Here is a 13,428-nt window from a genome sequence, read left to right on the forward strand (position 1 = left end):
TTAATTGTTTCGTTGACTCCCTCAACACCAACATTAATTATAAACCATAATAGCCTTAGTTGTTTATTCAGCTAAGGCTATTATTTTTATATGTTAAGAAAGTGACTATCTATAATCCTTCTCCCTATACAATGATGTCATAAACATTGAAATAACATGATACATATTTAAGAAAACAACCACATTTACATTATGAACAAATATTAATGTTTACTTCTTTTACAGTAGATTGAAAAAGACTATATTTGTATTTCTAGCATTTAATTAAAAATGAATAACATTATGAATTTTATTGTGTAAACGGTATAATCATATATTTATTTCATGTATAATTAAATTGAGAGTGAGGTGATATAGTGATTCCTTCGATAAGCAGTATACATACAATCTTTTCAACTAGACTTGTTGAAAACGGAAACTGGATAGACAACGTTTCTAACTTTATTGTTAGTCCAATAGGTGCTTTGATATTAACTTGTATTATCTTCTTAGGCTTTTTGTATCAGTTATATTCAAATAGGATAAATATTATCGGAATTATATCAACATTAGCGTTATTCATCTTCTTTTTAGGATTTTTTATAAAAGGCGATGTTAACTTTTATTCAGTTGTCTTATTTGCTATTGGTGTGATATTCGTCATTATTGAATTATTTGTAGTAGGTGCAATCATAGGCATTATAGGTATGGCATTAATCGTTTTTAGTATTGTTACTTTAGGTGACAATTTAGTGTACATGATTGCTAATGTTGTCGTTGCCTTAATATTATCAATCATAGAGTGGGTGATACTTGTGAAATTTTTCAAACGTAAAATACCGTTTTTAGATAAAGTTGTATTGAAGGATTCTACAAATGCAGAAGCAGGTTATACATCACATGAAGATCGCTCTCATTTAGTTGGAGAAGTTGCAGTTACATCTACAGATTTAAGACCAGCAGGAATTATTATTTATAACGATGAACGTATCGATGCAGTTTCAGACGGTTCTTTTATATTACGCAATAAAAAAGTAACTATTCTTGAAGTTGAAGGTACCCGAGTTGTTGTGAGAGAAATAGAAACATAAAGGAGAATGAGTATGATTGGAATTTTAATTATAGCAGTTATAGTCGTAATTGCATTATTGTTATTATTTTCATTTGTACCTGTTGGATTGTGGATTTCAGCAATCGCAGCGGGTGTAAAAGTAGGCATTGGTACCCTAGTAGGAATGAGATTACGTAGAGTTTCTCCACGTAAAGTAATATCACCTTTAATTAAAGCTCATAAAGCAGGATTAAACTTGACAACAAATCAACTTGAATCACATTATTTAGCAGGTGGTAATGTTGATCGTGTTGTTGATGCAAATATCGCTGCACAAAGAGCAGATATTAATTTACCTTTTGAGCGTGGTGCAGCTATAGACTTAGCTGGCCGTGATGTGCTAGAAGCTGTTCAAATGTCTGTAAACCCTAAAGTAATTGAGACACCATTTATCGCTGGTGTAGCTATGAATGGTATCGAAGTTAAAGCAAAAGCAAGAATTACAGTACGCGCAAATATTGCAAGATTGGTCGGTGGTGCTGGAGAAGAAACAATTATTGCACGTGTTGGTGAAGGTATTGTATCTACAATTGGTTCTAGTGAACATCACACACAAGTGCTTGAAAACCCTGATAATATTTCTAAAACAGTTTTAAGTAAAGGTTTAGATTCAGGCACAGCTTTCGAAATCCTATCGATTGATATTGCAGACGTAGACATTAGCAAAAACATCGGTGCAGATTTACAAACTGAGCAAGCGCTTGCTGATAAAAATATCGCACAAGCAAAAGCCGAAGAACGTCGTGCAATGGCAGTAGCACAAGAACAAGAAATGAAAGCAAAAGTACAAGAAATGCGCTCTAAAGTTGTTGAAGCGGAAGCAGAAGTTCCACTAGCTATGGCCGAAGCATTGCGTTCAGGAAATCTTGGTGTGAAAGATTATTATAATCTGAAAAATGTTGAAGCAGATACTGGTATGAGAAATTCTATTAACCAACGTACAAAAAAAGAAGATGATGAATCACCGGAATAATAAATAGGGGTGATTAAATGAATATAGGTATTATTATCTTTGTAGTATCTGTCATTTTTACAATAATTGGAGCTATTAACGATGATAGTCATAAAAAACGAAAAAAACAACAACCGCCATCTAACAAACAGCCAAATCAATCTGAAGCACCACCACAAAAACGTGGTTTCCTTGAAGAAATCGGTAAAACATTTTCTGAGTTAGAAAAACAATTTAATGATGGTCCTTTTTCTCAAGAAGAACATACACCAAAGCAGAATAAACCTGCTGAGACACGAGCTGAAAAGATGGAAACTGAGACACCTCAACAAGAATCATCATCAGCTCCTAAACATAATGAAACAGAAGCTGAAAAAGTAAAACGTGAGCAAAAGCAACAAGATGATAAACTTCAAAAAGAGCTTGAAGCTGATTTAATGGGTCAAATAGAAGACGTGCGTAATGAGATTGATCGTGAAACTGAGAAAAAAATACAAAGAACTGAGAAAAAAGCACGAGATATTATTTCTGATAAATATTTATCAGAGAGAACTAAGCGTTATCGTTTAAAACAGTTAATGAATGCGCATTCTGTTCAAAGCTCTGGCACAAATGCTCAATATAGATTTGCAGATGATGAAGTTGTTAATGGCATTATTTGGTCTGAAGTTTTAGAACGACCAAAACAATTATAAATTTATTTAAACTCAACTTATAAAGTTAGAATCTTGACTTTGTGAGTTGAGTTATTTTTAATTTCAAAGTACTTATTGCTTGATAAATTTCACGCAGTCTATCACAATGCTTTGCTTTACATAAAAATAACAATTAATGTCAATTTTTAATTCACTTTGAAATAATATGAGATTATTTCATGATATAATAATATTGAAGTTGCAGTATGATTTATTCAAATTATTATTTTTATAATAATGCTTATTTCATATCATGCATCATAATTATTTTTGTAACTTAAAATCTAATAGGATAAAATAATAGAAACGAATATATTTGTAAAGGAGCAACTATATGCCTGGAATTATTCAAATAGATGACATCAATGAAGCACAAGCACTCATTGGTAACAATGATGAAAATCTAAAATCAATAGAAGAGGGATTTGATGTCATAATACATGCTCGAGGACAAGAAATAGCCGTTAAAGGTGAAAAAGTTGAGCATGTAGAACAAGCAGAATCAGTACTAATTAATTTATTGAAAGTCATACAGCAAGGCGTTACAATATCGCTCAAAGATGTAGAAGCTGCTGTTAAAATGGCAAAAAATGGTACGATTCATTACTTATTAGATTTATATGAGGACGAAATTACTAAAGATGCGTTTGGTAAAACAATAAGGGCTAAAACTATGGGGCAAAGACTTTACGTCAATGCTATGTATCATAATGACTTGGTATTTGGTGTTGGACCAGCAGGTACTGGGAAAACATTTTTAGCTGTTGTTTATGCTGCCAAGCAATTACGAAAGGGTAATGTTAAACGCATCGTCTTGACTAGACCTGCAGTAGAAGCTGGGGAATCATTAGGATTCTTACCTGGTGATTTGAAGGAGAAAGTTGATCCTTATTTACGTCCATTATATGATGGTTTAAATACCGTTTTAGGAAGAGAACAAACTGCTAGATTTATCGAGCGTGGTGTTATAGAAATAGCACCGTTAGCATATATGCGAGGGAGAACGCTTGATGATGCATTTGTTATTTTAGATGAAGCACAAAACACTACACATGCTCAAATGAAAATGTTCTTAACAAGGTTAGGTTTTGGATCGAAAATGGTTGTTACCGGTGATAAGACACAGATTGATTTACCTAAAGGTGTTAAAAGTGGTCTTAAAGAAGCAATAGCAAAGTTACACAATGTAAAAGGTCTAAGTATCCATCATTTAGACCAAAACGATGTTGTGCGTCATCCACTTGTAAGTAAAATAATTGATCGCTATGAGGGAGAAGAATAAATGTTCACAATAGATTTTAATGATCATACTGAATTAGTCGATAAAAAATGGTTTAAGCAAATAGACGACCTTCTTTCTTTTGCAAAAGAACAAGAAGGCATAGAAAATGATGCCGAATTATCTGTGACATTTGTAGATAAAGTGGAAATTCAACAAATTAATAAAATGTATCGAGATAAAGATAAGGCGACAGATGTAATATCCTTTGCATTAGAGGAAGATGAACCTGAAATCAGTGGGTTAGATATACCAAGAGTACTCGGAGATATTATCATATGCACTGAAGTTGCTCAATCACAAGCAGATGCATATGGGCACTCTTTTGAAAGAGAACTTGGTTTTCTCGCGCTTCATGGCTTTTTACATTTATTGGGTTATGATCATATAAATGAAGCTGATGAAAAGGTAATGTTTGGTCGACAAGATGAAATTTTAAATGCTTATGGATTGCCAAGAGATTAGAGATAGTTATGAAACGTTTTAAGTACGCTTTTCAAGGTTTACTGGTCCTCTTTAACAAAGATAAAAAGTTTTTAATCCACATTATTTTTGCATGTTTTGCAATTTTACTGAGTTTTTATTTAAAAATAAATATAGTTGAATGGTTTTTAATCATCATCGCTATAGGATTTGTGTTAACTTTTGAAGCCATGAATACAGCACTAGAATATGTAGTGGATTTGATTACAGATGAATATCATGAACTTGCAAAGAAAGCTAAAGACACTGCAGCTGCTAGTGTTATGCTTGCTTCGATAATTGCGTTGGTAATAGGACTTATTGTTTTTTTACCATATTTTATAAAATAGAAAATACGATTTTTAATCTATCTATATATTAAGCAACATTTAGTTTGGAAAAATACTATAATAATTAAAAATTGAATAGGAGTGTTAAATTATGGCTTACCAACCCGATTATTTCAAGGAAGTAAGAACAGCACAAAGCAAAGCTTATGCGCCATACAGTAATTTTAAAGTAGGTGCGTACTTAATTACGAAAGATGGTAAAACTTATCACGGCGCAAATGTAGAAAATGCCGCTTATCCATTAGGTATATGTGCAGAAAGATCAAGTCTGGTTGCAGCTATTGCTGATGGATATCGACCTGGCGATTTTGAATCAATCACTGTAACCGTTGATGCAGAAACACCTTCTTCGCCATGTGGTTCTTGTAGACAGGTTTTAAAAGAACTTTGTGATGACGAAATGCCTGTATATATGACTAATCACAAAGGTGACATGATTCAATCTACAGTTAGTGATTTATTACCTCTAGGATTTTCTGGAAAGGATTTAAAATAATGACAGCACATAAATCAGGATTTGTAACAATAATTGGTAGACCTAATGTAGGTAAATCTACCTTTGTTAATCGCGTCATCGGACATAAAATTGCTATTATGTCTGATAAAGCACAAACGACAAGAAATAAAATTCAAGGTGTCATGACTCAAGAAGATGCACAAATTATTTTTTTAGATACACCGGGTATACACAAACCTAAACATAAATTAGGCGACTATATGATGCGTGTTGCAACAAACACACTATCTGAAATTGATGCCATTATGTTTATGGTTAATGTTAATGAAGATATTGGTCGAGGCGATGAATACATAATGGAAATGTTGAAATCAGTCAAGACACCAGTGTTTTTAGTGTTAAATAAGATTGACCTCGTCCATCCGGATGAGCTCATGCCAAGAATAGAAAAATATAAAAAATATATGAATTTCACCGAAATTGTCCCTATATCTGCTTTAGAAGGATTAAATGTTGAGCATTTTATCAATGTTATTAAATCATATTTACCTGAAGGGCCAAAATACTATCCGGATAATCAAATTTCTGATCACCCAGAACAGTTTGTAGTGAGCGAACTCATTCGTGAAAAAATATTACACCTAACGAATGAAGAAATTCCACATGCGATAGGCGTCAATGTTGATCGTATGATTAAAGAAGATGAAGAACGCGTGAGGATTGAAGCAACGATTTTTGTAGAACGTGATTCACAAAAAGGAATAGTGATTGGTAAAGGTGGTAAAAAACTTAAAGAAGTAGGGAAAAGAGCACGTCAAGATATTGAAGGCTTGTTGGGGTCTAAAGTGTACTTAGAACTATGGGTAAAAGTTCAAAAAGATTGGCGAAATAAAGTAAACTTTATTCGTCAAATGGGCTATTTAGAAGATCAAGATTAAGTTGAGAGTCGGTGAGCTAAAATGTTAATCAAACAAAAAGGTATCATTATTAAAACGGTTGATTATGGCGAATCCGATAAAATTATTACAATTTTAAATGAATACGGTGCAAAAATTCCACTTATGGTTCGTCGTGCCAAAAAGAGCAAGAGTGGTTTGCAAGCTAATACGCAATTATTTGTTTATGGCTTGTTTATTTATTCTAAGTGGAAAGGCATGGGAACTTTAAGTTCAGTAGATGTCATCGATCAAAATTATCATCTTCGATTAGATATTTATGAGAGTAGTTATGCTAGTTTATGTACTGAAACGATAGATCGATCTATTGATAATGATGAACTGTCACAGTTTAGCTACGAATTATTACATTTTGTATTAGATAAAATTAAAAGCGGTGTATCTGCACAGTTGATGTCGGTAATTGTATTAATTAAATCAATGTCAAAGTTTGGGTTTAGCGCAATTTTCAATCATTGTGTAGTCACTGGTGATGATGACCAAGCTAAACTCATTGGCTATAGTTTTAAATTTGATGGTGCAATTTCAAATCATGCAAAATTTCAAGATCCAAATGCTTTACTACTATCCAATAAAACGCTTTACTTATTAGATGTGCTACAAAATTTACCTATAAGTAAAATGAACGCCTTGAGTATACATCAAGATATTATTAATGAAATGTCGCAATTAATGATAATGTTATATAGTGAATATGCAGGTATGTATTTCAAAAGTCAAAAGCTTATTAATCAATTACAAAGATTAGATCATTCAAATTAATATAGTCAAAATTAATGAAAAATAAATTTTTATAAGTAAAAAACGTCAATTTCTATAAATTATATAGAAATTGACGTTTTCATTTTGTACTACTATTTTCAAAGTATAACTTGAAAAAGTTAAATTAAAATTTCACTTTTTCAGTTAAGAAACTTTCTAATTCAGCAATCGGCATACGTACTTGTTCCATCGTATCTCTGTCACGTACAGTTACTTGTTGATCTTCTAGTGAATCAAAGTCAAATGTTATACAGTATGGTGTACCGATTTCATCTTGACGGCGGTAACGTTTACCAATTGATTGTGATTCATCAAAATCAATTGCAAAGTTAGCACTTAATTGTTCAAATATTTTAATTGCATCACCAGATAATTTTTTACTTAATGGTAAAACAGCAGCTTTATAAGGTGCTAATGCAGGGTGGAAGTGTAATACAGTTCTTGAATCCTTACTACCTTCAACACCTTCTTCAGCATAAGCATCACAAAGGAATGCTAATGTAACACGGTCTGCACCAAGTGATGGTTCAATACAATATGGAAGGTATTTTTCACCAGTTTCTTGATCATGATATTGGAAATCTTCACCAGAATGTTCACTGTGTTGTTTTAAATCATAATCTGTTCTACTTGCAATACCCCATAATTCTCCCCAACCGAATGGGAAACGATATTCTATATCAGTTGTTGCATTTGAGTAGTGGGATAATTCATCTGCATCATGGTCACGTAAACGCGTTGCCGATTCACTTAAATTTAAGTCTTTTAACCATTGGCTAGCAAAAGTTTTCCAATAATTTTGCCATTCTATTTCTTCACCAGGTTTACAGAAAAATTCTAATTCCATCTGTTCAAATTCACGTGTTCTAAAGATGAAGTTACCAGGTGTAATTTCATTACGGAATGATTTACCGATTTGACCAATCCCGAATGGCAATTTTTTACGCATTGTACGTTGAACATTTTTGTAATTGACAAAAATACCTTGCGCAGTTTCAGGACGTAGGAAAATTTCATTTGTAGAATCTTCCGTCACACCTTGGAAAGTTTTGAACATTAAGTTAAATTGACGAATATCTGTCCAATTAGCAGTTCCACTTACAGGACAAACAATACCTTCTTCATCAATAATACGTTTCATTTCATCGAAACTTAAACCATCGGCTACGAAATTTTCGTCTCCTTTTTCATTCGCCATGTAGTCTTCTATTATTTTATCTGCACGATAACGAATTTTACTATCTTTATTGTCTATCATTGGATCGTTAAAGTTTCCTAAATGACCAGATGCTTCCCAAGTTTTTGGATTCATTAAAATTGCTGCATCAATCCCTACATTATATGGAGATTGCGTGATAAATTTTTGCCACCATGCTTTTTTAATATTATTTTTTAATTCTACACCTAATGGGCCATAGTCCCACGTATTTGATAAACCACCATAAATATCACTGCCAGGGAATACAAATCCTCTGTGTTTTGCTAACTGAACAATTGTTTCCATATCTTTTGCCAAAAAAAACACTCCTTTTAACATAAAAACGCCCCAAGACAAAGAAAAAGAAAAAAACTTAATCATTGCCTTGGGACGAGTTAATTATTTTTAATCACATATAATTATGTGTTTTTAATAAAATATTATTAACCCGCGGTTCCACCCAATTTAGTGAGTACACTCGCCTTTGAAACTTCTTTTTAAATTTTTAGCCAATTGTTATGTTAAGCTTTCACCACCCTTAACTCGCTTTAAATATAATTTTAATGTATTGGTTGATTATTAGCAAGTAAATATATGTATTTGTAGCAATTTATAATTCAATGTATAATTAAATGTAATGAGTAAAGGGGTGAAGTCTTATAGAACTGAATAAAAGACAACAACAAATTATTGATATTGTCAAAAATAATGGACCAATTACTGGTGAACATATAGCAGAACATCTTAGTCTTACAAGAGCGACCTTGAGACCAGATTTAGCAATACTTACAATGTCTGGTATTTTAGAAGCACGCCCACGCGTAGGCTACTACTATTCTGGAAAACCCAAAAATAAATTAATTGCTGATCAATTAAAACAATATATTGTTAAAGATTATGCGTCACACCCTGTAGTAGTGAAAAGTGAAATGTCAGTTTACGATGCGATTTGTACTATATTTCTAGAGGATGTTAGTACGTTATTTGTTATAAATAATGAAGGAGATTTTATAGGCGTTTGTTCTCGGAAGGATTTATTACGTGCTTCGATGATAGGTAAGGATATACATACTATGCCTGTTAATATTATAATGACTCGTATGCCTAATTTAAGCTTTGTATTGGAAGACGAACGTGTCATATTTGCTGCAAACCTAATGATTGAAAAGGAAATTGATTCTTTACCAATTGTGAATAAAAAAGAAAATGGAAAATATGAAGTGAAGGGCCGTATTTCTAAAACAACAATTACTAAAATTTTTGTCTCTTTACTAAATGAATAGGTGGTATGTATTAAATGGAAAATATTAAAATTATTGTTGCTTCTGACTCAGTAGGTGAAACTGCTGAACTTGTAGCAAGAGCATGTATTTCACAATTTAACCCAAATCAATGTGAAAGTGAAATTAGTAGGTATCCGTATATAGAAGCTTTAGAAAACGTAGATGAGGTAATCTCAGTTGCTAAAGATACTGAAGCGATAGTTGTTTATACATTAGTTAAACCAGAAATAAGAAAGTATATGGAAGCAAAAATTAAAGAATTTCAAATTAAATCTGTAGATATTATGGGCCCATTGATGAATATATTATTAGATAAAATAGATGAGCAACCATATTTTGAACCCGGACTCGTGCACCAATTAGATGAAGCATATTTTAAAAAAATTGACGCTATAGAATTTGCAGTAAAATACGATGACGGTAAAGACCCAAAAGGTTTAGATAAAGCTGATATCGTTCTATTGGGCATATCTAGAACTTCAAAAACGCCTCTTTCACAGTATCTTGCACATAAAAGTTATAAGGTGATGAATATTCCTATTGTGCCAGAAGTCACACCCCCAGATAATTTATTTAATGTTGATACTTCAAAATGCATTGCCTTAAAGATAAGTGAGGATAAATTAAATCGCATCAGAAAAGAAAGATTAAAGCAATTAGGCTTAGGTGATAGTGCAAGATATGCTACCGAGCAACGTATTGAAGAAGAATTAAATTATTTCAATGAATTAGTTGAAAAAATTGGATGTCCTGTTATAGACGTAACTGATAAAGCGATTGAAGAAACTGCAAATGACATCATTAGTATTATTGAGCAAAACAGTTTCTTAAAATAAGAATTTCTATTATAATATTATAACTACTGTCTAATAGGTGATAATTTTGCGAATTGAACAAGCAACCATTAATGAAATAAAAGAGAAAACAGATATTCTCGATTTAGTAAGTGAATACGTTAAATTAGAAAAAAGAGGGCGCAATTACATTGGGTTGTGTCCTTTTCATGATGAAAAAACACCGTCATTTACTGTTTCTGAAGATAAACAAATTTGCCATTGTTTTGGTTGTAAAAAAGGAGGAAACGTCTTTCAATTCACTCAAGAAATTAAAGACGTTTCTTTTACTGAAGCTGTAAAGTTATTAGGTGAACGTGTAAATATTGAAGTGGAAACACCTCAAGCAACGTCAGAACAGCATACTAATCATCAAATTGCTTCTGAAGATTTGCAAATGATTGAGATGCATGAATTAATGCAAGATTACTATCATTATGCATTAAAAAAAACCGTTGAAGGAGAAGCAGCGTTAAACTATTTAAAAGAACGTGGGTTTACAGATGAACTCATAGATCGTCGGAAAATAGGTTATTCACCTAAAAATGCACATTTTTGCCATGACTTTTTACAGAAAAAAGGTTATGATATTCAATTAGCATATGAAGCGGGTTTATTGTCTAGGAATGAAGAGAATTTCAGCTATTATGATCGTTTCAGGGATCGAATTATGTTTCCATTATCAAATGCACAAGGTCGAACAGTTGGTTATTCAGGAAGAACATATACAAATCAAGAGCCTAAATATCTCAATAGTCCTGAAACACCGATATTTCAAAAAAGAAGATTGTTATACAACGTTGATCAAGCTAGAAAAGCAATTCGTAAAAATGATGAAATTATACTACTTGAAGGTTTTATGGATGTGATAAAAGCTGATTACGCAGGTTTGCATCAAGTTGTGGCAAGTATGGGAACTCAGATTTCACAAGAACATATCGCATTTATGAAAAAACTCACTTCAAATGTGACATTAATGTTTGATGGTGATTTTGCGGGTAGTGAGGCCACTTTAAAATCTGGGCAAATATTATTGCAACAAGGATTTAATGTTTTTGTAGTTCAACTACCAAAAAACATGGACCCGGATGAGTATATTGGAAAACACGGTGCAGATGCGTTTAATTATTTTGTGGAACATGAAAAAAAAGCATTTATTCTTTATAAAGTCCATATGCATCAAGAAGAAATAGAAAATAATGATTTAGCATATGAAAGGTATTTAAAAGAAATCACAAATGATATTTCATTAATGAAGTCATCGATTTTACGCAAAAAGATATTGCAAGACGTGTCAGAATTGTTTAAAGTAAGCATGGATAGTTTAAATAATGAAGTAGGACTACGTGAAGATTATTATCAACCACAGTCATATCAAATGCCTAGTGTGCCACAATTCACTCATTTAAATAAGCAAGAAAAAGCAGAACGTGCTTTATTAAAACATTTTATGAATGATAAGGATATTTTTTTAAATTATCATAAATTACTTCAAACAGAAGACTTTACAAATCAGTATTTTAAGCGTATATTTAATGTTTTACATGAGTTTTATTCTGAGAATGATACGTTTAATATTAGTGATGTTTTACAATATATCGATACAAATGACATTAAAGAAGCATTTATATCATTGGATAACTATTTGATAAATGAAGAACCATATGAACATGAAATCGATGATTATTTAGACACACTTTTAACAAATAGAAATGAAGAAACGATTGAATCGCTTAATCAAAAGTTACGGGAGGCTTCTAGATTAGGTGATTTAGAGTTGCAGAAATATTACCTAGAAAAAATTGTAAACTTCAATAAAAATAGAATGAATTAAATTAAAAATGAATATATCTGTAGATTATTGGGTTTAACAACTTGAATAAACCGTATGATTTATGGGTAGATAGTATTAAGATTATCTATCAAATGATATCATGGTTTCAAGTTGATATTATATTCGGGAGGCCTTTTCATGTCTGGAAATAAAGTTACACTTAAAAAGCAAACAATAGACCCATCTCTAACTTTAGAAGATGTAAAAAAACACTTAATTGAAAAAGGTAAAAAAGAAGGGCATCTTAGCCATGAAGAAATTGCAGAGAAATTGCAAAACTTCGAGATGGATTCTGATCAAATGGACGAACTATTTGATCAATTAACAGATAACGATATCAGTTTGGTAAACGAAAAAGATAGTTCTGACAAAGATGCAAAATTAAATCCTAATGATTTAAGTGCTCCTCCAGGTGTTAAAATTAATGACCCTGTTCGTATGTATCTTAAAGAAATCGGACGTGTCGATTTATTAAATGCGCAAGAAGAAATAGAATTGGCGAAAAGAATTGAACAAGGTGACGAAGTTGCTAAGTCAAGATTAGCTGAAGCAAACTTGCGTTTAGTAGTCAGTATAGCCAAAAGATATGTTGGTCGTGGCATGCTTTTCTTAGATTTAATTCAAGAAGGTAATATGGGCTTAATAAAAGCAGTTGAAAAGTTCGATTTTAATAAAGGATTTAAATTTTCAACATATGCGACATGGTGGATACGTCAAGCGATAACACGTGCTATTGCAGACCAAGCTCGTACAATACGTATTCCAGTGCATATGGTAGAAACAATTAATAAATTAATCCGTGTACAAAGACAATTATTACAAGATTTAGGTCGTGATCCAGCACCAGAAGAAATTGGTGAGGAAATGGATTTACCACCAGAAAAAGTAAGAGAAATATTAAAAATAGCTCAAGAGCCAGTTTCATTAGAAACACCAATTGGTGAAGAAGATGACAGTCACTTAGGTGATTTTATTGAAGACCAAGAAGCCCAAAGTCCATCTGATCATGCAGCTTATGAATTATTAAAAGAACAACTGGAAGATGTATTAGATACATTAACAGATAGAGAAGAAAATGTACTGCGCTTACGTTTTGGACTTGATGATGGAAGAACACGTACACTAGAAGAAGTAGGCAAAGTCTTCGGCGTTACGAGAGAACGTATTCGTCAAATTGAAGCTAAAGCATTGAGAAAATTAAGACATCCGAGTAGAAGTAAACGTCTTAAAGACTTTATGGACTAATTTTTCAGCTCTTTTGTACCTAGTCGTACAAA

At 32.2% G+C, this 13,428-nt stretch carries 14 protein-coding genes; 13 read left to right on the top strand and 1 reads right to left on the bottom strand.

Going from position 1 to position 13,428, the window contains the following annotated elements; genetic code table 11:
- The first annotated feature begins 377 nt into the window (after positions 1 to 377).
- The 9 genes from JG554_RS06345 to recO all read left to right on the top strand — a co-directional run bounded on the left by JG554_RS06345 (position 378) and on the right by recO (position 7,003).
- Positions 378 to 1,070 (top strand): NfeD family protein, encoded by a 693-nt coding sequence (locus JG554_RS06345; protein WP_371090943.1) that lies wholly within the window; start codon positions 378 to 380, stop codon positions 1,068 to 1,070.
- A gap of 6 nt (positions 1,071 to 1,076) precedes the next feature.
- A complete protein-coding gene (gene floA, locus JG554_RS06350; RefSeq protein ID WP_026034799.1) occupies positions 1,077 to 2,063 on the top strand; it encodes a flotillin-like protein FloA in 987 nt (328 codons plus the stop codon).
- Positions 2,064 to 2,080: 17 nt separating this feature from the next.
- Positions 2,081 to 2,737 carry a hypothetical protein gene (locus JG554_RS06355; protein ID WP_064208894.1) on the top strand — a complete coding sequence of 219 codons (657 nt, stop codon included), beginning with the start codon at positions 2,081 to 2,083 and terminating at the stop codon, positions 2,735 to 2,737.
- A gap of 334 nt (positions 2,738 to 3,071) precedes the next feature.
- On the top strand, positions 3,072 to 4,019 hold the full coding sequence (locus JG554_RS06360; protein ID WP_046208145.1) for a PhoH family protein: 948 nt from the start codon (positions 3,072 to 3,074) through the stop codon (positions 4,017 to 4,019).
- A complete protein-coding gene (gene ybeY, locus JG554_RS06365) occupies positions 4,020 to 4,481 on the top strand; it encodes an rRNA maturation RNase YbeY (RefSeq protein WP_070039383.1) in 462 nt (153 codons plus the stop codon).
- Between the two features lie 8 nt (positions 4,482 to 4,489).
- Complete coding sequence (locus JG554_RS06370; protein WP_070039382.1) at positions 4,490 to 4,828, top strand: diacylglycerol kinase family protein; 339 nt, start codon at positions 4,490 to 4,492, stop codon at positions 4,826 to 4,828.
- 91 nt (positions 4,829 to 4,919) lie between these two features.
- Complete coding sequence (gene cdd / locus JG554_RS06375) at positions 4,920 to 5,324, top strand: cytidine deaminase (protein WP_046208148.1); 405 nt, start codon at positions 4,920 to 4,922, stop codon at positions 5,322 to 5,324.
- Positions 5,324 to 6,223 (top strand): GTPase Era, encoded by a 900-nt coding sequence (gene era / locus JG554_RS06380; protein WP_046208149.1) that lies wholly within the window; start codon positions 5,324 to 5,326, stop codon positions 6,221 to 6,223. Before cdd ends, era begins: the two co-directional genes overlap by 1 nt.
- Positions 6,224 to 6,244: 21 nt before the next feature.
- A complete protein-coding gene (gene recO / locus JG554_RS06385; RefSeq protein WP_070039380.1) occupies positions 6,245 to 7,003 on the top strand; it encodes a DNA repair protein RecO in 759 nt (252 codons plus the stop codon).
- A 124-nt stretch (positions 7,004 to 7,127) separates the two neighbouring features.
- On the opposite strand, the gene JG554_RS06390 is transcribed toward recO, so the two are convergent.
- On the bottom strand, positions 7,128 to 8,519 hold the full coding sequence (locus JG554_RS06390; protein ID WP_040030033.1) for a glycine--tRNA ligase: 1,392 nt from the start codon (positions 8,517 to 8,519) through the stop codon (positions 7,128 to 7,130).
- Positions 8,520 to 8,860: 341 nt separating this feature from the next.
- Between JG554_RS06390 and JG554_RS06395 the strand changes: the two genes are divergently transcribed.
- The 4 genes from JG554_RS06395 (at position 8,861) to rpoD (ending at position 13,396) form a co-directional block, all read left to right on the top strand.
- A complete protein-coding gene (locus JG554_RS06395; RefSeq protein WP_081338795.1) occupies positions 8,861 to 9,484 on the top strand; it encodes a transcriptional regulator CcpN in 624 nt (207 codons plus the stop codon).
- A 14-nt stretch (positions 9,485 to 9,498) separates the two neighbouring features.
- Positions 9,499 to 10,320 carry a pyruvate, water dikinase regulatory protein gene (locus JG554_RS06400; protein ID WP_046208151.1) on the top strand — a complete coding sequence of 274 codons (822 nt, stop codon included), beginning with the start codon at positions 9,499 to 9,501 and terminating at the stop codon, positions 10,318 to 10,320.
- A 46-nt stretch (positions 10,321 to 10,366) separates the two neighbouring features.
- Complete coding sequence (dnaG, locus tag JG554_RS06405) at positions 10,367 to 12,151, top strand: DNA primase (protein WP_046208152.1); 1,785 nt, start codon at positions 10,367 to 10,369, stop codon at positions 12,149 to 12,151.
- Between the two features lie 138 nt (positions 12,152 to 12,289).
- Positions 12,290 to 13,396, top strand: a complete 1,107-nt coding sequence (gene rpoD, locus JG554_RS06410; protein ID WP_046208153.1) for an RNA polymerase sigma factor RpoD — start codon at positions 12,290 to 12,292, stop codon at positions 13,394 to 13,396.
- Positions 13,397 to 13,428 lie beyond the last annotated feature (32 nt).

This window comes from Staphylococcus sp. 11-B-312, from assembly GCF_016743055.1.
Taxonomy (GTDB): domain Bacteria; phylum Bacillota; class Bacilli; order Staphylococcales; family Staphylococcaceae; genus Staphylococcus; species Staphylococcus ureilyticus.